Source organism: Bacillus cereus group sp. MYBK30-2 (genome assembly GCF_051915945.1).
In the GTDB taxonomy this organism is placed as follows: domain Bacteria; phylum Bacillota; class Bacilli; order Bacillales; family Bacillaceae_G; genus Bacillus_A; species Bacillus_A paramycoides.
The window spans coordinates 1,159,351-1,183,482 of record NZ_JBQAFR010000001.1 but is presented as its reverse complement, the minus strand read 5'-3'; the positions used below and the strand labels follow the sequence as shown (position 1 = coordinate 1,183,482).

Genomic DNA, 24,132 nt, shown 5'->3' with positions numbered 1-24,132 from the left:
CGTTCAAAGAATCGCTGAAAATAAAAGCGCCTATGAGGGGTGGAAAGCCTACATGGAAGAAAAGGAGAGTGGAAAATAAATGGCTACTCCTTCAAAAGAAACCATAATTAAATTTAAGGCTGATACTTCCGATTATAAAAAAAATATATCTGATATTAATAGGGAGAATAGAGCTTTAAATCAAGAGTTGAAATTAACTCAAACTCAAATGAAATTAAGCAGTTCGGAAGTCGATAAGCATGCAGGATCTTTATCTACACTTGAGAAACAATACGAACTTGCTAAAAGAAAAACACAAGAAAATACACAACAATTACAAAGAGCGAAACAAGTGTGGGGAGAAAACTCCGCTGAAGTAAGAAAGGCTGAAGAAGCTTTAAGAAAAGCTCAAATAGCTGAAGCGGAAATGTCAAACAAGATCCAATTGACGACACAAGCATTAGACCGAGCTAAGCAAGCTGAAGCGGAACGGAATAGTGAATCTGCGAAGTCGAAGCAAAAGTTAAGTGAATTACAACGTGCCGAATCTCTATTAGTAACAGAAAGCAACAAATTGAAATCAGCTTTAGAAGAAGAGCGAGTGGCACTTGGTAACAGTATTTCTGAATCTGAAAAGTTAGAAATGAAACAAAGACATTTGCAGCAACAATTAGAATTGAGTGCGCGATCAGTTAAAAACCTAGAACAACAACTAGAAGCAGCAAAAAGCGTGTACGGTACGAATTCTGCTGAAGTTAACAAATTAGAAACAAAGTTAAATGAAGCTAGAACGGCTGAAATGAGATTAAAAAATGAAGTTGAACAAGCTAATACATCATTGAGGGAACAAGCGAATGTAGCCGAAAAGACTTCTCAAAAACTTAAAGAAGTAGGTAATTCAACAAAAGAAATTGGTGAAAAATTATCATCCACAGTTTCTCCTGCTTTAGCTGGCGTTATGGCTTTAAGTGGTAAATGGGCTAATGATTTCGATACTTCTCAAAAGCAAATCCAATCTTCTTTAGGTTTAACCGTAAAAGGTGCAGAGAATGTGGGTAAAGTAGCTGAAGAAGTATTTATACATGGCTGGGGCGATAGTTTGCGACAAGTAGACGACGCTGTAATGCGTGTTTGGCAAAATATGAAGCAAGTACCTCTAGAAGATTTACAAAGCGTTACAGAAGGCGTTATGGCATTGTCAGAAACGTTTGACGTAGACTTAAACGAAACAACTCGTGGTGCATCCGCTTTAATGACGCAATATGGAGTCACAGGAGATCAAGCTTTAGACATCATAACAGCTGGTTTGCAAGCTGGTCTTGATGTATCAGGGGAATTTACAGATAATCTAGCCGAATATACACCATTATTCAGGCAAGCTGGATTCACTTCTGGCGAAATGTTATCGATCTTAAAGAACGGATTAGATGCAGGAGCGTAAATAATAATTGCGCCACATATCAGTGATGGTATGTCGAAAACCCTGAATATGCTGGAAACTCCTTAGAGCCTTTAGTACGAGCGAATGCCGTGACAACCTAAAGGATTGGACAATCAGCAGGGATAGCCGAAAGGAAGCCCTCAACGACTACCAAGGGGCAACTCATTGAGTTGGTGGTATAGTCTACTCCCTATTAAATACTGCGAAAGCAGGGGTATAAAGGATAATTTAGATTATGTAAATGATCTAGTTAAAGAATTCGGTATCCGTGTTCAAGATGGTTCTAAAGGTGTATCTGATGCAATGGGACAAATGTCAAAAGGGACACAAGGATTGTGGAAAGAATTCGAAGCTGGTAAACGTCCTGCTGCTGATGTGTTCAAAGCTGTAATCAACGAGTTAAAAGGTATGGATAATCAAGTTTTAGCTACACAACTTGGTGTTTCTATATTCGGTGTTAAATTCGAAGATTTAGGCAATAAAGTTGTTTATAGCCTAACAGAAGCAAATGATGAATTAGAGCGTACAGATGGCAACATGAAAGATTTAGTGATGACACAAGAAGAGGCATTCGGAAAAAAAGCGTTATCACTTTACCGTCAAATGCAGAAGGATTTAGAGCCTTTAGGAGAAATATTTCTAAAATTAGCTGAACAAGTAATGCCTATCATTGCTGATGCTGTAAAAAGTTTAGCAGATGCATTCAATAATTTATCGCCAGAAACCCAAAAGGTAATAGGTGTAATAACGGCAGTCGTAGCCGTGTTAGGTCCGTTGCTCTTTATACTCGGTCCGATTATATCCGCTATAGGATCGATAATAGGTGTTGTAATGACCGTCGTCGGCTGGCTAACTACTTTTGGAACAGCTATCGGAACATTAGTAACAACAATCGCTGCATTTGTAGGCGCTCCTGTAGCTGCTGTAGTTGCGGCGATTGCCGGAATTATCGCTATCGTAGTTGCTGTAATTGCTATATTCAATAACTGGGGTGGGATAACTGACTGGTTAAAAGAAAAATGGAGTGAATTCGCAACATGGATGTCCGAATTATGGACTAGTATTTCTGAAGGTGCATCAGAAGGTTGGGCTAGTTTGATGGAGACGATATCGACTAGTTGGGATGCTGTAGTCGAATACTTCAGTACTAAATGGGAAGAATTCAAAACTGCATGGTCTGATTTTTGGAATCAGGTAGGTGAGATAGCGAATTTACTGTGGACAGGCATAATTGAATGGTTCTCCACAACTTGGGATTCATTCGTTAACATTTGCTCTACTGCGTGGGAATCTGTTAAATCAGGATTTTCTGCATTCTGGGAAGGTTTAAAAGAGATTGCACAAATAGCGTGGGATATTTTATTCCAAATCATAACATTCCCGTTACAGTTATTATTAACTGCTTTCATTTTAGGATGGGAATTAATAAAAGAACCGGTAAATCAATTTTGGGAATGGATAAAACCTTACATCGTTGAATCTTGGAATGCTATTTCTTCTACGTTTACAGAATATAGAGATATGTTGGTTAACACTATTACAGAATTGTGGAATACAATCACGAGTGCAACGAGTACAGCGTGGAATTGGATTACTAATATAATCCGTGAAGCGTGGCAATGGATCACTGATACTGTAAATGCGTTTTTGGACCCTATCAAACTTAAAATACAGCAAGGTTGGGATTATGTATCAAATATAACATCTCAAGCGTGGAACGCGGTTTCGACGTTTATTTCTGATGTTTGGAATGAAATTGTTGGATATATTGGAAACAAGATAAATAAAGCGATAGATATCGTTACAAGTGGTTGGGATTCTACTAAAAACACAACCTCCAACAAATGGAATGAAATAACTTCTACCATTTCGAGAGTTTGGAATACGATAACTTCGAATATTAGTAATGCAGTAAATGAAGTAAAAAGTAGAATTGAAGGCGCGTGGAATGTAGTTTACGCTATAACGTTAGGTATTTGGAATAATATCGTATCTAATGTAACTGGCGCGTGGAATACTATGAGTTCTGGCGTATCAGGAGTATTTAATTATATTTCTAGTGTAGTTCGTAGTAATTGGAATTATGTTTCAGATATCCTTCAAAGCATTTACAAACCGATTAATAGTGTGATTGATTTCTTTTATGGTCTTTGGAATTCAATTATTAAAGTAATGAACGGTATTATCGATACAGTTTCAAGAGCGTGGAATAAAGCTGGTGATATTTTAAACAAATTAAATCCATTTAGCAGTTCTTATTCTATAAGTGTTAACGATAATACAGGAAAGCAAGGTTTTGCCCCAGCATCATTCGCCGCTCCTACATCGTTTGCAGCTCCTGCATCGTTTGCAGCGCCGAGGGCATTTGCTACTAATTTAAATCAAGGTGTTCCATTAGCTTCATTTTCTTCTGGAGGCGCACTAGGAGATACGGTGCAAAGGATTACTAAAACAATAGGTGGCAATGGTATCCTTTCTAATTTACCTAACATTGTTAACAATTCATTGTCATTGAGTAAAGGCGTTAACACTAATCAGCAACAACAACCACAAGAAATTAAAAATGAAGTTACATTCCATACAACCGTCAAAAATGAAAGGGATTTAGACAGAATGTTTGAAAAAGCTGATGATTGGTTTGCAAAGAAAGGACAAATGTTAAATATCGGTAAAGGGAGGGCGCGACGTGGTTGATATTCGAATAAATGAAATATTAGGGCGTGACTATCTTCTTTGTATGGTAGAGCGCCCAGACATACCAACAACAAAAGAAAAAATAGAGTTTATTGAAGTTCCTGGTAGAGAAAACGGATCATTAACAAAGAAAAATGGTTATGAAGACGTTACTTTCAAGATTGACTTTAACTTGTTAGAGGATTATAACATCAAACCATTGTTACGACGTATAAAAGCGTGGCTATTGAACGCGAAAATCCTTTCTTTTACAGATGATAACGTTTATAGAAAAATAAAAAGTGTGGAAATAGGTAATATCGCTAATGAAATAGAAGAATATGGACAATTCGAAGTTACTTTTGTAGCTGATCCATTTGAATATGCTATTCTACAACCTTTGGAAATAACTACGATAACCACTCTTGTAAACTACGGCACTAAGTATTCATTACCTAAAATAACGATTTATGGCAGTGGATCAATTACCGTTACGATAAATGATGTTTCATTCTTAATTAGAAATGTAAATAGTTCAGTAGTAATTGATTCTGAATTAAAAGAAGCGTATTCGAACACTACACCGATGAATAGTAATATGATCGGTAATTTTCCCACATTCTCTGAAGGTGCAAACACAATAAAATGGACTGGAACTGTTACGAAGTTGCAAATTGATCCGAGGTGGCGTTACTTATGATTACACTATATAAACCAACTGAAACAGATTTTACTCACAATGGTATAGGTATTTTAGACGATAATATTTACGATGCAGTTATCGAAGAAGAATTAAATGGTTTATATGTCTTAAGTTTTAAATATCCGTTATTCTCTCCGCATGGATTAGAAATAGGTGGTCAATGTTTAATCAAAGCACCAACACCTGACGGAAATCAATTGTTTCGTGTAGCACGCCCTGCTCCTTCTATGGGTGAGTTACACGTATTTTGTTATCACGTATTTTATGATCTCGTTGATAACTTGATTGAAGATACATTTATTCAAGAAAAGGGTGGACAAGCGGCATTACAACAAATGAAAGAACGTATGCAATATAACACTAATTTTAATTTCATTAGCGATATAAGTACAATTGCTAGTTCTCGTTTAGTAAGAAAAAATCCAGTCGAAGCAATACTTGATAACAGTCAGGACAACTCTTTCCTTAGTATTTGGGGCGGGGAATTAAAAAGGGATAATTTCACCGTCAACATGCTAAGAGAACGTGGCAGAGATCGTGGCGTTGTGATTCAGCATAAGAAAGATTTATTGGGATATGAATCAGACGTTGATTGGACGAATGTTATTACTCGGATGATGCCAAAAGGATTTGATGGCCTATTATTACCAGAAAAGTATGTGGACAGTTATAACGCCAGCAAATACATTAAGCCTAAAATTAGAGTTGTTGAATTTGAACACATTAAAGCTGCTATTGGTGATTATGCGAATGACGAAGATGCAGTTCCGTTACCACAAGCATATGAAATGTTACGTGACGGGGCTAGAAAAATGTATGACGAACAATTTGTAGATTTACCTAAGGCGACGTACAAGGTAGAATTCCAAGAATTATCGCAAACCGAAGAATATAAAGATTTAGCGGTATTACAACGTGTATATATGGGAGATACAGTAACAGTTATACATGAAGAAGATGGTTTCGAAATTGAAGCTAAAGTTAATCATTATAAATATGATCCTATTAACGATGAATATATCGAATTGACATTAGGTAATTATAAAGAGTCATTCGCTGATATAACGGGTAGAGTTGACAGCATAGAAAACAACGTTAATAACATGGAAAGCTCTATTTTAGAACAAGCACGTGAGAATGCTACGAATTTAATCAATAGCGGTTTCGGTGGCCATGTTCGCGTATATCCAGAAAGAATTTTGATTATGGATACAGCCGATGAAAGAACCGCTAAAAAAGTGTGGCAATGGAATATCAACGGATTTGGTTATTCGTCCACAGGTATAAATGGTCCATATAATACCGCAATCACGATGGATGGACGTATTGTTGCTGATTTCATTACAACGGGTGTACTAAACGGTAACTTAGTACGAGGTGGCGAGATTGTCGGTTCTACAATACGTACAGACGGTGGAGACACTTATGTACACATGCAGAAACAATTCATTAGATTAATGGAATCAGATAAAATGCGAATGTTTATTGGTTACTATTATAGAAATGCAGATAACCAACTACAACCAACAATACTTATGCATGACAATATAAACACGTCTACTTTCCGTGACGGAACTTTCACTATTGCTCAATTTCCTAATATCGCGAAGACAATCTATACAGGTAGCATAGGTATTGTTAACGGAAGAGAAACAGACGGTGATCCACATTATTCAGCTAAGATTAATTTTGACACATATGGAGATTTAACGGAACAGGCTGACAGATACATTTATCTAACTGGAAAGCAAGGTATTACAGCAAGATCTGACGGTCAATTCAGTGCTTATACTTATAGAACACGTTTAGAATCAACTGAAAATATCGATGTAATATCAGGTGGTAAATTGTGGATGGGTTCTGACTTAAATACGAACATTGTCGCTGGTCAAAATACAATAATTACTTCTCAATTAGGTATAAGTCAATATGCAAATGGTGGTTCGTATTGGGTGGAATCCCAAAATGGTGTTACGTTCACAGTTAAAAATCAATCAAATTCATTTTGGGTAGATGCGCCAAAAGCAGTTTTTAAGTGTGGATTAAGCGCAAATGGCGTTAACGTATATGATAATTCAGTAGATTCAACAGGAACAATTAGATATATGAATGGATCAAAAGGTTGGGGATTTTATGGTCACATCGGTTCATACGGATGGGCCTACTTCACACTAACATAAGGGGTTGAAATTATGGAATATAATTATTTAGGCGTATTAGTAACGATTAGCGAAGACGGAACGGTAAAAATACCATTGGATAAATTAGCCGATATCGGCGTGAAACCTGGTGATGTAGTCGAGATTTTCTCAGATCATGACCAGGTTTATTTGCGTAAAACAGATACATTTTGTGACATGTGCAAAAAGAATGCTCATTTGCATAAGTTAGGCACATTAAACGTGTGCTCAGATTGTTTAACATCATTGCAGCAACAAGCAATAGCTGTGGAACAGCAACAAGTTGAACAAGCGCAACCACTCCAAACTGTAAAACAATCAAAAAATACACTTTAATAAAGGGTGATAATATGACATTTAAAACGGCAGAAATTACTGTAGATTTAATGGAGAATGTGAATACAAAAGAAATTAATTTTTCTCAAGGGGATCGAAATTCAGCTAAGTTACTTTTGAACGTTACAAATCGTTGGGCGGAAGTTGATTTGAGTGGAGCATTATCAGTTATGATTACATTCGAAAAGCCTGACAGAACAGTCATTTTACAGAAGAATGGTCAGCCGATTAACGCAATGAAGGGTAAGTACCAAATCGTTTTAGATGCACAAACATTAGCTTCAGCAGGAACCGTGATTGGTCAAGTTATTATTAAAGAAGCAGGTGGTACTGAGTTAGAATCAAGACCATTCTATTTTGAAGTTAAGAGATCACTATCTATTGGTGGTGTTACAGATTCAAAAAACGATTTAACAATAATTCAAAAAGCAATTGAAGTAGGAGAAAAATTCAAAGATGTAGATTTCGCTCCAATTATTGCAGCTGGAGAGTTAGCAAAGGGAGCAGTTAAAAAAACAGGTGACACTATGACAGGTAACCTGAGCTTAGACAGAGTGGGAGCATTACCTTCTATAGACGTTGCTTTTAAGAAAGACGGAGCAACACTACTTTCTTTAGGACTTAATAATTCTGATAAGTTACGTTTATATGATTCAGTAAACAACTCAACAGCTTTTGAGTATAATCCAGCTACAAAGTCATTTGATGTCTTACAGAATACAAACCTTGTAAAGAAGTCAGGTGACACTATTACAGGTTCACTGACTTTAGGGAATGAACTTAGACTTGATGGGGCATCATCTGTTCAGCAAATATTATTCAAAGGAGATGGAACAACTACAAAAACTGTTTGGTTGGCTAAGTCTCAAGAGGGTGTTGTTGTCGTATCAGAGACAGCTCCAGGAAGTGGCTCACGTGATTGGGCAAATGCTGTATATGTAGGTGGAAGCCAAAATGGTCTTATCAAAAAGAACGGTGACAATATGCGAGGTGAGTTAAAATTTGATAGTGATTCTAGTGGGCAAGTAACTTTCACCCAGGATGCTACAAAGAATACTGCTGGCGGTCTTATGTATTACGATAAAGGCGACTCTACACTTAAAGGTGGCATTGGCAGATTTAGAAACCCTACAGGTGAATCGTTTTATCTCGGATGGGGCGCAAATCCGTGGTCATCAGCTTCAAACCTGACTGTATCCGATTCTTTATTCACCTACAAAGGTAATAAAGTAGCTATTAAAGATAAAGACGGAAGGGCTAATTTAACATTGACTTCAGATGCAACCAATTTTGATGTTAGTAGACCACCAGTGGCTGACAGACGAGGTGATACCGTAACTATCCGAGCGGCGATTAGTTTAAACGCAAACGCAGTCGCTAACATTGTTACAACTCTACCTGTGGACATGAGACCACCAGGAAACCTAACTACAACTATTCTTACCAATGATGGTGTAGCAACAACTCTAGAAGTTTACACAGATGGAAGAATTACTTTATCAAATGCCTCAAAAGGAAAGAACGTCTACATTGCATTTACCTACGTAGTATAATAATAAGGAGGAAAATTAAATGGGAAAACATTACGGATATTGCTATAACGACGAAGGTATTTTTACAGAAATGATTCCTTTAGAAGAGAAACCAATTTTCGAGAAACAAACGTTTTACAGAGAAGAAATAAAAGAAATTGTTACAGAAGAGAAGTTATGTGAATTGCATCAACATATTGAGGATGGTACTTATGAAAACGAAGAAGAACCAATTAGTAAATATGAATGTCCTGATTGTGTAATGGCAAGTGTAGATTATGAAACTATTAAAGTACCATACGAGGAAGATGTAGTTATAGGTTATGAACCTGATATTCCTGAGAATTGTACGTTAGAGGTTTGCCCTGATGGTATATACTATCCAGTATTCAAAGATGGCCATTGGGTTAAAACTGTTGAGCCGAAGCCTGAAGAGCCAAAACCAGAAGAACCATCAGAGTTAGAAAAACTAAAAAAACAGATGGAATTAACGCAGCAAGCTTTAGACGAGTTATTACTTGGAGGTATGTAAAATGGCGAATTATTTAGCGCAAAGGGTCATCGATGAAGCCTACACATACGATTATGTTATTTCAAAGCGTCCAGACTTAAAAAGTGGTATCGACTTATATCTAATTAAAAATCAAAGAGTAGATTTAATCACAAGCGCGCAATAGTGGGCTTTTTTATTTTGAACAAAATACGGCTTTTATCATATTCCTGATAAAATTATGGTAAGATATGTTTACATTTAAAAAGGGGATGTAAATATGAGCTATTGTAATGGTGATAATTGCGGATATAGAAATTTTCATGATGGTGAAAAAAGATATTATTTTGAGCAAGAGGAAGGTAGTCTTTATTGTTTAAAGTGTGCGTCGGAAATAGAAAGTAAATATCCAGGTTATATTGCAAAATCAGATGATGATATTAGTAATTTTGAAGATGAAGATGAGGACGAAGATTAAGAGATAAAGTACATTTTTTTACATATAAAATTTATGTACTTACTAAGAGGAGCCAAAAAGCTCCTCTTTTTATTTTGAAAGGAGGTGAACAATTGGAGCGAGTTAATGATATTTTCAGAAGTCTTAACATAATCGACATTTTCAATACAGCACAATTTAAAGCTGCTTCACTTGTAAGTGGTGGAGTAGGAACATTCTTGAGTCTGGTGTATGGGAAAACCAATCTGATATGGATCTTTATTCTGATGATGGTAGTAGCGTTAGATTGGATCACTGGAAGTAAAGCATCCAAATTAGATGGATCGTATTCATCAGCATATGGAGTAGAAGGCATCGCGCGTACCGTGGTGCTTTTTTTATTGCCTTGTTTAGCTCACATGTTTGATATCGCATTCAAGTTACCAGATTTCTTCTTCTACATGGTAACTGGCGGATTAACATATCACATCTTCAACAGTTTCACAGCAAACTGTGTAAGAGTCGGTTGGGATAAATGGATTCCGACCTGGTTACTGGAAAGCGTGGCAAGTGAAATTGAAGCGAAAATAAAACGTTCTGATACAAGGAAACGGAGGAAATAACGATGCAAGAGAAATTCAAGAATTATGGATTGTGGGTAGCATTGTTCGCACTTTTAGGGATGGCACTAATGGATGCTGTCCCTCATTTTAATTTAGGAAGATATCAAGAATATGTAGATATGATTCTATACATTTTGATTGCTGCAGGTGTTGTATCTAATCCTACAGCCGGAAAATGGTTTGCTGATAAACGAAACAAAGGAGATGATAAATAATGGGTTATATTGTTGATATGTCTAAGTGGAATGGTAGTCCTGATTGGGATACAGCAGCAAAACATCTAGATTTCGTTATTGCTCGTGTACAAGATGGCTCTAACTATGTTGATCCAGTATACAAATCTTATGTTGCTGTCATGAAAGCTCGAAATATCCCTTTTGGAAACTATGCATTTTGTCGTTTTGTTTCTGAAAATGATGCACGTATAGAAGCTCGTGACTTCTGGAACCGTGGAGATAAGAGTGCGACAGTTTGGGTTGCAGATGTTGAAGTGAAAACAATGAACGATATGCGAGCTGGTACTCAAGCCTTTATTGATGAATTACGCAGATTAGGTGCTCAGAAAGTTGGTTTATATGTTGGACATCATATGTATGCACCGTTCGGTATGGCAAATGTAAAAGCTGACTTTGTATGGATTCCTCGTTATGGCGGGAAGAAACCGGATTATCCATGCGATATTTGGCAATATGCTGATGATAAGACTGGTGGTTATGTTGAAGGTATCGGCGGATGTGATATGAATAAATTGATTGGTAGTAAACCATTATCTTGGTTTACAAGTGGAGCTGAACAATCTATTACAAATGATATTTCAAACAACGGTTACCAATATGTTAAGTCTTATGAGTTCGGTACAAATTATTTAAACGAAGCACTTCAAGCGATGAATGAGCGAGGAACAAAAGGTACTGTTATCACCAATCCACTTACAGGACTATGTTATATCCAAACGGAAGTATTACCTAATACAGAATTAGATAAAATTACTTGGTGGATGGATAATAGACCAGAAGGAAAATGGTTTTACGAGTATTTTAAAGTGAAATAAAAAGGGCCGGCTCTTAATTGAGTCGGCTTTTTTGTGTATTAACTTGCAAACAATTTTAGATAGGTGAATATTAAACTAACTACTGCAATCCCTGTTCCTATAATCCAACGTACTGATTCATTCTTGTTCTTCCTGTGATATTCACGTTCTTCACGAAATTCGTCACGAAACATTAATTGTATGTTTTTTTCGGTAAGTTTCAGGCTATTATCCAATTGTTCTTTTAGATCATCAAGATCTTTATGAGTAACATAATTGTCCATTCCGCCGCCACCTCCGCTATTATTTTGGTCATTAAGCTTTTTATTTCTATACTGTGGTAATTCTACAACTTTTCTTGCATCTCCCATAATTATAGCACCTCTTTAATTACAAATGGAATTTTTGTGTTAAATATTTGATTAGCTTGAATGGAGTGTGATATTCCCATTTCATCAGGGTGTTTGCTAGTGAAACTTACTTGTAAGTAATAATAATTGCTTATGAAATCTAAATCAGAAAAATCATCGTCCACAGGGATTTGAAGAGTAATACGATCAATATCTTCATCAATGTACTTTTGTTTCGGATCGTACTCTACGAGATATCTTCTAACAATTGTTGTATCTCCTCCGCCAAATTGATGGTATAAAGTAAACCATACCGCTATGTAATCAAGACTTTCATGTATATATGGAAGGGTTCTGCGAGTAAGTCCATCAATTGTGCATGAAACATTAAGAATGTTATCTTGACCTTTATATAATATTAAGTCGGATGAACCTCTTTCAGTAAAGAGATTAATAGAAGTTATTGCTGGAAAAAAATTATTGGAACTCATGATAATTTCCTCGCTTTTATTTAATGTTTTTGTATTAATATTAATAGTAGCAAGATAAAAACTAAGATTGTGTCGGATTTTGTCGTAATAGATAAAAAAGCCAACTCTTATCATCCAGAGCTGGCTTTTTTTATTACTTCTATTCAAAATCTATTTATTCATTTTACTTAAAGCTTTATCCATTTGGCGTTCATTTGCTTGAGTAGCGCTACTTGTTGCATTTTCAACGCCACGGTAATTATATTTAGAGTTTTGCCAGAAATCAAATGCGAAATCTTTTAAATTTTTATCTGATGCATTCTTATCAACAACTTGTGACTTAAAAAGGTTTTTTAGCATGTATTCATGGTTAGATACATCTTTAATATAGTTTTTATCTTTATATTCTTTAATAATTTCGTCACCGAATTGTTTAACTTCATCTTTAGATGGTTTGTAACCCTGAGCATATTTGCTTATTTCATCAAATTTTTCAGTTGTAGATTTATCACTCGGTGCAATTTCTTTAACTTTTTCTTCCCATTTAGCAGTTACTGCAACAGTTTCCTTCGGTTTGCTTTTTTCTTTTGGATCGTCATTAGATATATCGATAATTAGTGCAATAATAAGGATTGCAAATAATGCAATAAACCCAAAACAACCGAATTTGAAAGCTTTTTTCATACAATTTTCCCCCTAATTGATATTACCAACTATATTATTATATCAGAATTTAAGGAGAAAACTGTAAGATTCTTTTTCTATTTAGCATCAATAATATCGATAAATTTCAACGTCATATTATTATAAAATGCATCCGTACAAATTATAGATTTATTCAACGGATCAATATCAACGACTGTCATATAGTTAGTAAGTAAAAAACCACCTTCGTAATATGTAATCATTATTTCTTCTTCAGAAAGCAACGAACATAATAGCATGTTCTCAATCAGTTCTTGTTCATCTTGGGTTAATGTCGGGCGTTCTACTTTCGTCTTTTCTTTAACAATCTCACGGATACCAGCGAATTGCTCCGGCATCGCAGCAAATGGAGTCCATTTAACCATTCCTCTTCCTTTTGGCATATTAGCGTTGTTCATGCTTTATGTCCCCCTAACAATGTGTTTCTGTATCTTGCTGTTGCACTATTTGTATACGAAATTCCTCGTAATATGCTGTTCTTTCCAAATTTAGTGCGTATTTCGTCCATTACTTTAGTTAGTTTCATTTCTTTTTCTCGTTGTACTACGTTATCGAATAGTGAGATTTGTTCTTCGCCTTCATTAATTAAGTTAGTTAAAGAAACATTGATAGATCTAATGGGTTCCCCAGTATAGAATTCGTGTAAAAAATATGTACAAATCTTATAAATATCCATTGTTAAATTTGTTGGTCGGTTCATAGTGTGAGTTTTTCTGAAACCACCGGAATAATTTTTGCTGTAACCAATGGAAAAATGAATAGTTTGAGCTAGTTTGTTTTGTCTTCTTATTCGATAACAAACTTCCTCGATATGCTCCAGCAAAATAATTGGAAATTCCTCTATAGTGTAATCACGCATAAGTATTTGGCTTTTACCAATAGAAGTAGTTGCTGGAACGTATTTTTCTGATATACGGCTAAAATCAATGCCGTTGCTATGTAAGTGTAGTTCTTCACCAATAATGCCAAAACTTTGTTTTAAGTATTTAAGTGGGTATTGCGCTAAGTCTCCGATGGAATGTATTCCTTTTCGATTTAACTTTGCTTCTGTCTTACCCGAAATCCCCCAAAACTTATTGAGTGGTCGTATTGGCCATAATTTTATGGGTACATCTTCATACTTCCAGTATGCTATGCAATCTTTCGTTTTCTTTGCTTCCACATCTAAAGCTACTTTGCTCATTAAAGGATTAGGACCAATTCCTATCGTGCATTCAATTCGTGTCTTCGCATATATTTCACGCTTGAATTTCAATGCAAACTCATATGGGTCGTTAGCAAATAAATGAATGCTATCCGTAATATCCATGAAGAACTCATCGATGGAATATTGGTGGAAATCCTCAACAGGAACGTATTGTAGAGCTAATTTTGTGATGAAATTGGAACACTTTATGTAAGTGCTCATTATTGGATTTACTACAAGAACGTCTTTACGATGAGGTATTTCGTACAACCTCGCCATTTTCTTAACGCCTAACGCTTTTAATGGTGGCGTTGCAGCCAATACAATTGAGCCATTTCTGTTAACATCACCAACTACAGCTAATTTAGTATGAAGTGGATCTAATCCCATCTTGATGCAACTGACTGAAGCATAAAAGCTACGAAGATCTACACATAAAACAATTCGATTTGGCAATATTGAATAGTCATACACCGTTATTCCCCCTAAATAACAGAACGTTAGTTCTTATTATATACGAATATACGTTCTTTTATGAAGAGATTTTTTCAAAAAAATAAAAATAGCCCCACCTTTGCCCCACTTTATTTAAATTGACGAGATCAAAAAAATTATAGCAGAACAAGAAAAAACAATTAAAAATCTTGAAAATAATATTAAGGAAACGGAAAAAAGTAAAAGTTTGATATCCCAGTCTCTTAGTGATGGAAAACAAGACTAAAGATTAATATGAAAACTTTAATCGCAAAAAAGTTATGGGCATATATATTAGAAGAGAGTGGCGCACAAAAAGACCCAAATTGGAACATATTCGATAGTGTGTATTAGCTAAACAAAAAAGTGCTAACAAGTTTGCAAACGAACTTGCTAACACCTATACAAAATAGACATAAATTATCGCTGATATGCCTCTTGAAAAAATGTTAATAATTAATCACTTATGATGTATAATGATTTATTATTATAGAAGCAACAAAATATAACGTTTTATAATATTTTATTTTTAAGGAGAGCAATTTATGAAGCGAAAAAAGAGCCGTTTAATGGTAATGGCACTTGTTACATCTTTATTTTTAACAGCTTGTACTAATAAAGCTAATAAAAGTGATACAGAGGCTCAAAAACAAGTGTTAAATCTAACAGTATCAGAAGAAATTCCTTCTCTTGATACTGCGAAAACGATGGATGGTACATCAGCACACGTTATGCAAAACATATTTGAAGGGTTATATGTACTAGATGATCAAGATAATCCTATTCCCGCTGTAGCAAAATCGTTTGAAAGAAGTGAAGATGGTAAAAAATATACATTTGATTTGCGTAAAGATGCAAAGTGGTCAAATGGAGACCCAGTAACAGCAAATGATTTTATGTTTGCGTGGAGACGAGCGGTAAGCCATGAAACAGCGTCTCAATATGCGTATATGCTGTTTTATATAAAAAATGCGAAAGAGATAAATAAGGGAGCAATTCCTCCTAATGAACTTGGGGTAAAAGTAGTAGATGATTATACGCTAGAAGTTGAACTAGAACAGCCGACTCCGTATTTTTTACAGTTGCTAGCGCTACCGATATACTTACCGCAGCATGAATCATTTTTGAAAGAACAAGGGCAAAATTATGGACTTGAGCCTAGTAATCTCATATATAATGGTCCATTCGTGTTACAGAAATGGAAGCATGAACAAGAATTTCAATTAAAGAAAAATAATACATACTGGGATAAAAAGAAAGTGAAATTAGATGAAATAAACTTTCAAATTGTAAAAGATACAATGACAGCTGTAAATTTATATGAAGCTAGTAATATTGATCGCGTAGCTATTAATTCACAATTTGTAGACAAGTATAAAGGGAGAAAAGAATTGCATATGTCGAGCGATCCTGGAATTGCGATGCTTCGATTTAATGAAAAAAATAAAGCGTTAGCAAATAAAAAAGTTCGTCAATCTATTTCCTTAGCGTTAAATAAAGAAGATTTTGTCGCTCATTTTATTAATAATGGGGCGAAGTCTGCGAATGGACTCGTACCAGAAGGTCACAAAAATGAAGAGACAGGTAAAGATTTCAGAAAAGAAAATGGAGATATTTCTCCATATGATTTACCAAGAGCAAAAAGTATTTGGGAAGAAGCGAAAAAAGAACTTGGGGTAGAACAGGTAACAATGGAGTTCTTAACGTTTGAACAAGATAACGCAAAACGTATGGCGGAATATATAAAAGGTGATTTAGAAAAGAACTTGCAAGGATTAACGATACAAATTAAACAACAGCCATTTAAACAAAAGTTGCAATTAGAACAAACAGGTGAGTACGATATATCTATGGTAATTTGGGGACCAGATTATAAAGACCCTATTAGTTATTTAGAGCCATTTACGACAAGCAATCCAAATAATAAAATGAGTTACTCCAATCCTCATTACGATGAGCTAATAAAAAAAGCTGAAAATGATTTTGTACTAGATCAGACAAAAAGATGGGAAGCGTTGCGAGAAGCTGAACGTATCGTATTAGAAGACGCTGCGATAGCACCGCTTTATCACATTGGTTCAGCTTATGTACAAAAGGATTATGTAAAAGGAATAGATAAGCATCAATTTGGTGGTGTTTATACTTATAAAAATGCTTGTATAGATGAGAAATAAATGAAAAAGGCTGAGTGCGTATTAAAAAGTACTCAGCCTTTTGTTATAGGTTTAATTGAAATCGTATTTATTTTTTGCTAAACAGTTTCTGTTATAGCGTAGACGTTAGTGTCATATGGAATATTATCTTGATACATATAATTTTTTAGAACTCCTTCTTTTTCGAATCCTAGTTTTATTAGTACTTTACTTGAAGCTTCATTTTCAAGAAATACAATTGCCCCAATCCGTTTTAAATGAAGAGTACGGAAACCATAGGATATAACTTCAGACACCGCCTCAGTAGCATATCCATTTCCCCAGTGTTCAGGGAAAAAGGCATAACTTATATTTGCCCGTTTATGTTCAGAAGACCAATCGTGAAAACCAACTGTTCCAATGAGTCCTTTCTTGTTTTTTAATTCGATTCCCCATTTTATGCCGTTTCTTGCATTGTAACTCAGCTTAAAATTATTAATGATTTGTTTTACCTGATCTACATTCTCTAATGGTTTTTGGCCATAATACCGCAATACTTCAGTATTAGAAAAGCAATGTAATATACCTGTCGCATCTTCTTCGGTAAGTTCTCGCAAAATGAGTCGATCGGTTTTTAATAGAGGAAACATGTCTTCGCTCCTTTTCATATGAAAATAGAATGTATTTGTTATTATATAATTTAATCTGAAAATAAAGATTATTCAAGGTATAGTGACGATTTTAATTTATGTTAAAATTAATTATGGAATATATTTCAAAAAGGGGTTTATATATGGAGAAGAACTCAATTTTAATCGTAGACGATGATCGAGATATTATTCGATTCATAAATGTAAATTTAAAGAAAGAAGGTTTTACTGTTTTTAGTGCTGACAACGGAGAAGAGGCATTAGAGATATTGAATAATAATAATATTCAACTTGCTATCCTTGATGTTATGATGCCTCAAATGGATGGGATTGAATTGTGTAGAAGGATAAGGGAGACGCATAGTATTCCGATTATGTTTTTAAGTGCAAAATCATCAGATGTAGATAAAGTAATCGGATTAAGTACAGGAGCAGATGATTATATCGTAAAGCCATTTAGTACAATTGAATTTATTGCAAGGGTGAAAGCTCAATTAAGAAGATATACATATTTTAATCAAAATACTGTTCAAGTAATTGAAAAGAAAATAAACATTAGAGGTTTAGAAATAGATGAAGTGTCGAGAGCAGTGATGCTATATGGACAGGCAATTAATCTTACGAAAACTGAATATGATATATTGTATTTAATGGCAACTGCAAGAAATCGTGTTTTCACAATTGAAGAAATATATGAAAGTGTTTGGAATGAAAAAGCTTATGAAAGTAATAATACGGTAATGGTTCATATTGCTAGGTTAAGAAATAAAATTGAGGGAAATCCAAAAGAGCCGAAGTTTATACAAAATGTTTGGGGAGTCGGATATAAAATTGGAGATTAAATTATTACAAGGAATTAGAGCTAAATTCTTTTTCGCATTCATATGTAGTATTTTGTTAGCTACGGTAAGTATCATAGTAGTTCAAATTTTATTTGGAAGTATATATAGTGATGTTGTTACGCTAGAGGAAAGATATTCATTTCTTTATTTTATAGTTTTTCTTCTTTTAACCACTATATATTTTGCATTACTGACAAAAACAACTATAAAAAGATTGAATGAGATTAACCAATGTGTGAAGGAAATAAGCAATGGTAATTTGGAAATACATATACCTATTTTGAAAAGCGATGAGATTGGTGAATTAGCGACGAATGTTAATAGAATGGCCAAAAGTTTAAAAGAGTCTATTGAGAATGAAAAAAAATTACAGGAAATGAAAAATGAAATGATTAGTAATATTTCGCATGACTTACGAACGCCTGTAACATCTCTAATAGGTTATGCTGATCTATTAGGAAATAAGCTTCATTCAAATGTAAAAGAACGTGAACAATATGTAAGTGTATTAAAGCGAAAAAGCTATGAATTAAAAAGTCAGGTAGATGATTTGCTAGAATACTGTCAAATAAATTATAGAGAAAAAGAATTACATAAAGATGTAATAAATATGAAAGCATTAATTGAACAAATTATGATTGATTTTGTACCACAATTAGATGATGCCAATATGAGTTTTTATATTAAAAGTGATGAGGAGCTACATGTGGAAGTTGATGTAGCACTTATAGTGAGACTATTGGAAAATGTAATTAGTAATAGCATTATGTACGGGAAAGATGGAAAGAAAATTTTGATTCGAATTTCAAAAAGAGAAATGAATGTTGAAATAGAAATTAAAAATTTTGGGCAACGCATTCCAAAGGAGAATCTTTCTTACGTTTTTGAAAAGTTTTACCGTGGTGAAAAATCACGTAGCTCTCATACGGGTGGAAAAGGAATGGGACTTGCGATTGCGAAGAGCATAGCACATCTTCATAAAGGGGATATAGCGGTGCGTAGTAACGATGAAGAAACAGTTTTTACTGTTACTTTATCACAATATAATAAAACGTAAGAAAGTCGTAAGTATTTCTTTCATATGTCGTAAATTTTACTTCGTATCATGGAGAATAAAGATATGAGAGTAGGGATACAGCATGTGGAAGAAATTCATATTAATAATTTTAGTTGTTGTTTTAATTACAAGTTGGAGTTTAATTTATTTAGCTAATGGTGTTGTATCAGTTTTTGCTTGGTGGAGCATACAAATTTTCAGCTTGTTTTCTATCGTTATTTTACTGGGCTCATTGATCATTGTTGTATGGGAAATGGCCTTTAGAAAATGTATAGATAAAGTGATGATTTTTATTATTCTTTTTTCTTTTATTGGGGCTTGGCCCGCGGGGTGGTTTGGTGGAATGGGGAGGATTGCTTATCCGGCAGAAGTAGATTCCATGACTCCAAAAGTAGTAGTCCGTTTTCCATTGCATCAACGAGCGCTAATAGGATGGGGTGGTGATCGGCTTGATACGAATTATCATGTGATAAAACCAAATGAACGATGGGCATATGATATTCTTATTCCGCCTGCTGAAGTGAAGAGTATTAAGTTAGAGGATTACGGAATATATGGGGCAGAAGTAGTAGCGCCAGCTTCAGGAACAGTCGTATCAACTCAAAATGATGAAAGAGATTTAGTTCCAGGGACAGATGATTTTGAATCAATGGCTGGTAATCATATTTATTTACAGTTAGATGAAACAGGGACATATTTGTTTATTGCACATTTAAAGAGAGATTCCATTAAAGTGCGTGAAGGACAACATGTAAGCGAAGGGGAAGTCATTGCTCAAGTTGGTAACTCGGGAAGTTCAAGTGAACCACATTTACATATCCATCATCAAAGACAGGATCCATCCAAGACGAGTATGTTTTTTACGGAAGGATTGCCACTTTATTTTCGAACTGAAAAAGGTGCAGTGATGCCGGAAAGAGGCGAATATATAAAATGGAATTAGGGGGAAGCGCTGATGTGGGAGAAGCATTACGTTGAAACTGATAGAGGGAGATTTGAGTATTTTAAAAAGGGAGAAGGAAACCCACTTTGTGTAACACATTTATACAGTGAGTTTAATAGCAATGGCAATTTATTTGCCTCTGCATTTACGAATCTTTACACAGTGTACCTTATAAATTTAAGGGGGTGTGGAAATTCTACACACGACACAACTGAATTTAATCTAGGACTAGTAGATTCTGTACGTGATTTAGAGGCAATACGTGAAGCGTTAAATATTAAAGAATGGACGTATGCAGGTCATTCAACAGGCGGGATGCTTGCTTTACAGTATGCGGTAATGTGTCCAGAGAATCTTGTGAAAATTATAGCTGGTGGGTTATGTGCATCAGCTGAGTACATGAATCACAAAAATAGTATTTATTGTAGAGAGAACAATCAAAATGCTCGTTTAAAAGAAATATTTGCAGTGCTCAGGGACACAGCTTCTACAATTGATGAGAGGCGTGCGGTAAGTAAAGAGTGGACAATGATGTCTTTGTACAATGAATCAGCATATGACGAAATGATAACTAGACCAAATAGCGGTAAAACAGTATCAAAACGTCTTGATTACTTTTCTTACAAGGAGTTACCTACATTTGATTTACGTCCACAATTAGAGAGTGTAAATATGGAGGCTCATATTTACGCTGGAATTTATGATGCACAGTGTCCACATGAATGTGCAATTGAAGTGGCGGGACTTATGCCAAATGCAATATTGTCGACATTTGAATATAGTAATCATTTTCCGTTTATTGAGGAAGAGAAAGAGTTTAAAAAGTTTGTTGAAAGAACAGTGTAGCATGTAAATAGAAGATACAATAATGAGTCGAAAAAAATATTAATTTAACAATAAAATTTAAAATTAATAAGAGAAGGCTGTCTCTAAAACAATCTTTGGGACAGCCTTCTTCTTTCGTTATCCTACAAATGTTTGATACAGTAAGAAAATATTTAAAACAATAACGAGTGCAGCGATTATCCATGCAATGAATGTTGTAATGCGATGGTTAACGAGTGCGCCCATAATCTTCTTATTACTTGTAAACATAATAAGTGGTACTAATGCAAAGGCAATACCGAACGATAAGACAACTTGGCTCATTACGAGAGCGTAAGTTGGGTTTACACCTAAAGCGATAATAGCGAGAGGTGGAATCATTGTTATAAATCGGCGTAAATATAACGGAATATGCATTCGAATGAATCCTTGCATAATAATATCACCTGACATTGTACCGACCGAAGAGCTAGATAATCCGGCTGATAAGAGTCCGATTCCAAATAAAGCAGCGGATACAGGGCCGACTAAATGACTAAATTGATTAAATGCAACATCTAAATCCTCAACATGTAGACCGTTTTTAAAGAATAGTGCAGCAGCAACAATTAGCATACTTGCATTAATTGCTCCTGCGATAACCATTGCAATAATAATGTCGATGAATTCGAAGCGGAAAATTTTTTTCTTTTGTTCATCATTTGTTCCGACTACGCGGCGCTGCGTTAAGGCCGAGTGTAAATATATTGCGTGCGGCATTACGGTTGCGCCTAAAATTCCAGCCGCTAATAAGATGCTATCCACACCTTGGAATTTTGGAATAAATAGCCCTGAAAGAAGGGGGCTTAATTCAGGTTTAGCATAAAAGACTTGAACACCAAAAGCGATAACAACGATGAAAATCATCCCTGTAATAATAGCCTCTAATGGACGAAACCCTCTGCGTTGAAATTCAAGAATAATAAATGACCCAACCGCTGTGATTAAGGCAGCTGGTAACATCGGAATTCCAAATAGTAAGTATAAGCCGAGTGCTGCCCCGATAAATTCAGCTAAATCTGTAGCCATAATAACGAGTTCTCCTTGAATCCATAAACCAATGGAAACCGGTTTTGGGAAGTTTTCGCGAGCTACTTCAGGAAGGTTTCTCCCAGTAGCGATTCCTAATTTAGCTGATAATGTTTGAATTAATACAGCCATTAAATTAGAAGCGAGTATTACCCAAAGTAATAAATACCCATATTGTGATCCAGCCGCGATATTTGTAGCGAAGTTCCCGGGATCAATATAAGCAACCGATGCGATGAAAGCAGGCCCTAAGAATGGTAACAGTCTTTTAAAGCCTTTTGTTTGTCCGCTTAACACTAAATGGGCTGATTGAACTGTTGTACTTTGAGAAGGGACTTGTTCATCTTTTGTTATATCTTTATTCATAGTAGTTTTCCCCTTTGAAATCTTAACTTGATGAAATTATTGTATTTATTATTACTCATTATTTCAATACATTTAAATATATTATGTGGCAATTTCATTTGAACATAAAAGTTTCCTTAATGCAAATTATATGACTGCATGCAATGAATGGTGTGACGATGTAAAAATATTTTGGGAGTTTATGGTTGCTGAATAAAGGGGAAGATAATAAATTAAAGGGCTGTTTTTGAAATTTATGTGAACATAAAGCCTATATTACAGCATATTAATTGATGGAAATGAAATTGTATGATATATAATATATTGGGATTACAACATAACCATAGTGTTTTGTGATGTAATCTTGTTTTTATTTTTGTTAACTTATAGAAAATAGTATAAATTGAAGAAAATGTGCTGACTTTGTAAACTTTTTCTTATTATATATGTTTTGATATGAACGTTAACTTATACATGATTTTAAAATTTAGATAGGTGGTAGAAATACATTGGCAATTACAAAACCATATAGAGTATTACTGTATTACATGTATACAACAATTGAAAACCCAGAAGAATTCGCTGCTGAGCATTTAGAATTTTGTAATTCACTTGAATTGAAAGGAAGAATTCTTGTAGCAACAGAAGGAATTAACGGAACTTGTTCGGGAACTGTTGAACAAACAGAGAAATACATGGAAGCAATGAAGAACGACCCACGCTTTGATGGAATCGTGTTTAAAGTAGATGAAGAAGATGAGCATGCATTCAAGAAAATGCACGTGCGTCCTCGACCGGAGTTAGTTACACTTCGTCTAGAAGATGACATTAATCCGAAAGAAATAACTGGGAAATATTTAGAGCCAAAAGATTTCTATGAGGCAATGAAACAAGATGATACAGTTATCATTGATGCACGAAATGATTATGAGTTTGATTTAGGACACTTCAAAGGTGCAATTAAACCTGATATTGAATCATTCCGTGAATTACCAGATTGGATTAGAGAAAATAAAGAAACACTTGAAGGTAAAAAGATTTTAACGTACTGTACAGGCGGAATTCGTTGTGAGAAGTTTTCTGGTTGGTTAGTTCGAGAAGGTTATGAAGATGTAAGTCAGCTTCACGGCGGAATTGTAACTTACGGAAAAGATCCAGAAGTACAAGGTGAACTTTGGGATGGTCAATGTTACGTATTTGATGAGCGTATCTCTGTACCAGTAAACCGAAAAGAGCACGTTATTGTAGGTAAAGATCACTTTACGGGTGAACTGTGTGAGCGCTATGTAAACTGTGCAAATCCAGAATGTAACAAGAAAATTTTATGTTCTGAAGAAAATGAAGCAAAACATTTACGTGCATGTTCTCATGAATGTCGTGTGCACCCACGTAATCGTTATGTAGCACAACACGAATTAACAGAAGAGCAAGTAGCTGCTGCATTAGAGCAAATCGAAGCAGGGAAGTAAGCAGAATTAGTGTAATAAAAAAGAGGCTATTCCAAAGTTCATTTTGGAATAGCCTCTTTTTTATTATATATAGCTATTGTCAGTTTTTATCGGCCAATCAATATATCTTAAAAATCGCTGATATATTCGAAAAATCGCCGATAAAAATTTCATTTACTAACGTACGGCACGCATTACAAAATTGAAAAATCAT

At 34.9% G+C, this 24,132-nt stretch carries 24 protein-coding genes and 1 pseudogene; 18 read left to right on the top strand and 7 right to left on the bottom strand.

All coding sequences use genetic code 11. The features are described from left to right. Positions 1 to 79: 79 nt before the first annotated feature. The 12 genes and pseudogenes from ACTFQM_RS06105 to ACTFQM_RS06050 all read left to right on the top strand — a co-directional run bounded on the left by ACTFQM_RS06105 (position 80) and on the right by ACTFQM_RS06050 (position 11,444). A complete protein-coding gene (locus ACTFQM_RS06105; protein ID WP_440033766.1) occupies positions 80 to 1,420 on the top strand; it encodes a phage tail tape measure protein in 1,341 nt (446 codons plus the stop codon). 165 nt (positions 1,421 to 1,585) lie between these two features. Then, positions 1,586 to 4,114 (top strand): hypothetical protein, encoded by a 2,529-nt coding sequence (locus ACTFQM_RS06100; RefSeq protein ID WP_440033765.1) that lies wholly within the window; start codon positions 1,586 to 1,588, stop codon positions 4,112 to 4,114. Continuing rightward, entirely contained in the window at positions 4,107 to 4,793 is a 687-nt protein-coding gene (locus ACTFQM_RS06095; RefSeq protein ID WP_440033764.1) for a phage tail protein, read from the top strand. Before ACTFQM_RS06100 ends, ACTFQM_RS06095 begins: the two co-directional genes overlap by 8 nt. Continuing rightward, positions 4,790 to 6,976, top strand: a complete 2,187-nt coding sequence (locus tag ACTFQM_RS06090; protein ID WP_440033763.1) for a phage tail spike protein — start codon at positions 4,790 to 4,792, stop codon at positions 6,974 to 6,976. Before ACTFQM_RS06095 ends, ACTFQM_RS06090 begins: the two co-directional genes overlap by 4 nt. A gap of 12 nt (positions 6,977 to 6,988) precedes the next feature. Then, positions 6,989 to 7,312: an AbrB/MazE/SpoVT family DNA-binding domain-containing protein gene (locus ACTFQM_RS06085; RefSeq protein ID WP_440033762.1), complete on the top strand. Its 324-nt coding sequence runs from the start codon at positions 6,989 to 6,991 to the stop codon at positions 7,310 to 7,312. Positions 7,313 to 7,326: 14 nt separating this feature from the next. After that, positions 7,327 to 8,865: a BppU family phage baseplate upper protein gene (locus ACTFQM_RS06080; RefSeq protein WP_440033761.1), complete on the top strand. Its 1,539-nt coding sequence runs from the start codon at positions 7,327 to 7,329 to the stop codon at positions 8,863 to 8,865. 19 nt (positions 8,866 to 8,884) lie between these two features. Beyond that, a pseudogene (locus tag ACTFQM_RS06075) lies at positions 8,885 to 9,358 on the top strand (hypothetical protein); the annotation flags it as partial. 19 nt (positions 9,359 to 9,377) lie between these two features. Beyond that, entirely contained in the window at positions 9,378 to 9,521 is a 144-nt protein-coding gene (locus ACTFQM_RS06070) for a hypothetical protein (RefSeq protein ID WP_440033760.1), read from the top strand. 93 nt (positions 9,522 to 9,614) lie between these two features. Continuing rightward, a complete protein-coding gene (locus tag ACTFQM_RS06065) occupies positions 9,615 to 9,812 on the top strand; it encodes a hypothetical protein (protein WP_440033759.1) in 198 nt (65 codons plus the stop codon). Positions 9,813 to 9,904: 92 nt separating this feature from the next. Further along, complete coding sequence (locus ACTFQM_RS06060; RefSeq protein WP_440033758.1) at positions 9,905 to 10,393, top strand: phage holin family protein; 489 nt, start codon at positions 9,905 to 9,907, stop codon at positions 10,391 to 10,393. 2 nt (positions 10,394 to 10,395) lie between these two features. Beyond that, complete coding sequence (locus ACTFQM_RS06055; RefSeq protein WP_440033757.1) at positions 10,396 to 10,608, top strand: hypothetical protein; 213 nt, start codon at positions 10,396 to 10,398, stop codon at positions 10,606 to 10,608. Further along, on the top strand, positions 10,608 to 11,444 hold the full coding sequence (locus tag ACTFQM_RS06050; RefSeq protein WP_440033756.1) for a GH25 family lysozyme: 837 nt from the start codon (positions 10,608 to 10,610) through the stop codon (positions 11,442 to 11,444). The genes ACTFQM_RS06055 and ACTFQM_RS06050 overlap by 1 nt, the downstream gene beginning before the upstream one ends. 38 nt (positions 11,445 to 11,482) lie before the next feature. Here the strand turns inward: ACTFQM_RS06050 and ACTFQM_RS06045 are convergent, their stop codons facing one another. From ACTFQM_RS06045 to ACTFQM_RS06025, 5 genes are all read right to left on the bottom strand, one after another. After that, positions 11,483 to 11,794: a hypothetical protein gene (locus ACTFQM_RS06045; protein WP_440033755.1), complete on the bottom strand. Its 312-nt coding sequence runs from the start codon at positions 11,792 to 11,794 to the stop codon at positions 11,483 to 11,485. A gap of 2 nt (positions 11,795 to 11,796) precedes the next feature. Next, a complete protein-coding gene (locus ACTFQM_RS06040; protein ID WP_440033754.1) occupies positions 11,797 to 12,264 on the bottom strand; it encodes a hypothetical protein in 468 nt (155 codons plus the stop codon). A 150-nt stretch (positions 12,265 to 12,414) separates the two neighbouring features. After that, positions 12,415 to 12,927 carry a hypothetical protein gene (locus ACTFQM_RS06035; protein ID WP_440033753.1) on the bottom strand — a complete coding sequence of 171 codons (513 nt, stop codon included), beginning with the start codon at positions 12,925 to 12,927 and terminating at the stop codon, positions 12,415 to 12,417. A gap of 77 nt (positions 12,928 to 13,004) precedes the next feature. Next, complete coding sequence (locus ACTFQM_RS06030) at positions 13,005 to 13,346, bottom strand: YolD-like family protein (RefSeq protein WP_098169550.1); 342 nt, start codon at positions 13,344 to 13,346, stop codon at positions 13,005 to 13,007. Next, the gene (locus ACTFQM_RS06025; RefSeq protein WP_440033752.1) at positions 13,343 to 14,608 is read right to left on the bottom strand and encodes a Y-family DNA polymerase; all 1,266 of its coding nucleotides are present in this window, start codon (positions 14,606 to 14,608) and stop codon (positions 13,343 to 13,345) included. Before ACTFQM_RS06025 ends, ACTFQM_RS06030 begins: the two co-directional genes overlap by 4 nt. Before the next feature lie 545 nt (positions 14,609 to 15,153). Between ACTFQM_RS06025 and ACTFQM_RS06020 the strand changes: the two genes are divergently transcribed. After that, on the top strand, positions 15,154 to 16,782 hold the full coding sequence (locus tag ACTFQM_RS06020) for a peptide ABC transporter substrate-binding protein (RefSeq protein WP_440033750.1): 1,629 nt from the start codon (positions 15,154 to 15,156) through the stop codon (positions 16,780 to 16,782). Between the two features lie 77 nt (positions 16,783 to 16,859). Here the strand turns inward: ACTFQM_RS06020 and ACTFQM_RS06015 are convergent, their stop codons facing one another. Next, entirely contained in the window at positions 16,860 to 17,390 is a 531-nt protein-coding gene (locus ACTFQM_RS06015; RefSeq protein ID WP_400527594.1) for a GNAT family N-acetyltransferase, read from the bottom strand. 143 nt (positions 17,391 to 17,533) lie between these two features. Here ACTFQM_RS06015 and ACTFQM_RS06010 point away from each other — a divergent pair, with 143 nt between their 5' ends. From ACTFQM_RS06010 to ACTFQM_RS05995, 4 genes are all read left to right on the top strand, one after another. Continuing rightward, on the top strand, positions 17,534 to 18,232 hold the full coding sequence (locus tag ACTFQM_RS06010) for a response regulator transcription factor (protein WP_440033749.1): 699 nt from the start codon (positions 17,534 to 17,536) through the stop codon (positions 18,230 to 18,232). Then, the gene (locus ACTFQM_RS06005; protein ID WP_440033748.1) at positions 18,198 to 19,289 is read left to right on the top strand and encodes a sensor histidine kinase; all 1,092 of its coding nucleotides are present in this window, start codon (positions 18,198 to 18,200) and stop codon (positions 19,287 to 19,289) included. Before ACTFQM_RS06010 ends, ACTFQM_RS06005 begins: the two co-directional genes overlap by 35 nt. 82 nt (positions 19,290 to 19,371) lie before the next feature. Beyond that, positions 19,372 to 20,232: a M23 family metallopeptidase gene (locus ACTFQM_RS06000; protein ID WP_242271944.1), complete on the top strand. Its 861-nt coding sequence runs from the start codon at positions 19,372 to 19,374 to the stop codon at positions 20,230 to 20,232. Between the two features lie 12 nt (positions 20,233 to 20,244). After that, entirely contained in the window at positions 20,245 to 21,078 is an 834-nt protein-coding gene (locus ACTFQM_RS05995) for an alpha/beta fold hydrolase (RefSeq protein WP_440033747.1), read from the top strand. Positions 21,079 to 21,195: 117 nt separating this feature from the next. Here ACTFQM_RS05995 and ACTFQM_RS05990 read toward each other — a convergent pair whose 3' ends face one another. Then, entirely contained in the window at positions 21,196 to 22,491 is a 1,296-nt protein-coding gene (locus ACTFQM_RS05990) for an Nramp family divalent metal transporter (RefSeq protein WP_327916118.1), read from the bottom strand. 488 nt (positions 22,492 to 22,979) lie between these two features. Between ACTFQM_RS05990 and trhO the strand changes: the two genes are divergently transcribed. Continuing rightward, positions 22,980 to 23,939, top strand: coding sequence for an oxygen-dependent tRNA uridine(34) hydroxylase TrhO (gene trhO, locus ACTFQM_RS05985; protein WP_327902633.1), 960 nt, complete (start codon positions 22,980 to 22,982; stop codon positions 23,937 to 23,939). Positions 23,940 to 24,132: the final 193 nt, after the last annotated feature.

Excerpts from the sequence above, each read along its gene's own strand:
- ACTFQM_RS06105 (WP_440033766.1), top strand. The coding sequence starts at position 80 with ATGGCTACTCCTTCAAAAGAAACCATAATTAAATTTAAGGCTGATACT.
- ACTFQM_RS06090 (WP_440033763.1), top strand. The coding sequence starts at position 4,790 with ATGATTACACTATATAAACCAACTGAAACAGATTTTACTCACAATGGT.
- ACTFQM_RS06085 (WP_440033762.1), top strand. The coding sequence starts at position 6,989 with ATGGAATATAATTATTTAGGCGTATTAGTAACGATTAGCGAAGACGGA.
- ACTFQM_RS06080 (WP_440033761.1), top strand. The coding sequence starts at position 7,327 with ATGACATTTAAAACGGCAGAAATTACTGTAGATTTAATGGAGAATGTG.
- ACTFQM_RS06070 (WP_440033760.1), top strand. The coding sequence starts at position 9,378 with ATGGCGAATTATTTAGCGCAAAGGGTCATCGATGAAGCCTACACATAC.
- ACTFQM_RS06065 (WP_440033759.1), top strand. The coding sequence starts at position 9,615 with ATGAGCTATTGTAATGGTGATAATTGCGGATATAGAAATTTTCATGAT.
- ACTFQM_RS06055 (WP_440033757.1), top strand. The coding sequence starts at position 10,396 with ATGCAAGAGAAATTCAAGAATTATGGATTGTGGGTAGCATTGTTCGCA.
- ACTFQM_RS06050 (WP_440033756.1), top strand. The coding sequence starts at position 10,608 with ATGGGTTATATTGTTGATATGTCTAAGTGGAATGGTAGTCCTGATTGG.
- ACTFQM_RS06045 (WP_440033755.1), bottom strand. The coding sequence starts at position 11,794 with ATGGGAGATGCAAGAAAAGTTGTAGAATTACCACAGTATAGAAATAAA.
- ACTFQM_RS06040 (WP_440033754.1), bottom strand. The coding sequence starts at position 12,264 with ATGAGTTCCAATAATTTTTTTCCAGCAATAACTTCTATTAATCTCTTT.
- ACTFQM_RS06035 (WP_440033753.1), bottom strand. The coding sequence starts at position 12,927 with ATGAAAAAAGCTTTCAAATTCGGTTGTTTTGGGTTTATTGCATTATTT.
- ACTFQM_RS06030 (WP_098169550.1), bottom strand. The coding sequence starts at position 13,346 with ATGAACAACGCTAATATGCCAAAAGGAAGAGGAATGGTTAAATGGACT.
- ACTFQM_RS06020 (WP_440033750.1), top strand. The coding sequence starts at position 15,154 with ATGAAGCGAAAAAAGAGCCGTTTAATGGTAATGGCACTTGTTACATCT.
- ACTFQM_RS06015 (WP_400527594.1), bottom strand. The coding sequence starts at position 17,390 with ATGTTTCCTCTATTAAAAACCGATCGACTCATTTTGCGAGAACTTACC.
- ACTFQM_RS06010 (WP_440033749.1), top strand. The coding sequence starts at position 17,534 with ATGGAGAAGAACTCAATTTTAATCGTAGACGATGATCGAGATATTATT.
- ACTFQM_RS06005 (WP_440033748.1), top strand. The coding sequence starts at position 18,198 with ATGTTTGGGGAGTCGGATATAAAATTGGAGATTAAATTATTACAAGGA.
- ACTFQM_RS06000 (WP_242271944.1), top strand. The coding sequence starts at position 19,372 with ATGTGGAAGAAATTCATATTAATAATTTTAGTTGTTGTTTTAATTACA.
- ACTFQM_RS05995 (WP_440033747.1), top strand. The coding sequence starts at position 20,245 with ATGTGGGAGAAGCATTACGTTGAAACTGATAGAGGGAGATTTGAGTAT.
- ACTFQM_RS05990 (WP_327916118.1), bottom strand. The coding sequence starts at position 22,491 with ATGAATAAAGATATAACAAAAGATGAACAAGTCCCTTCTCAAAGTACA.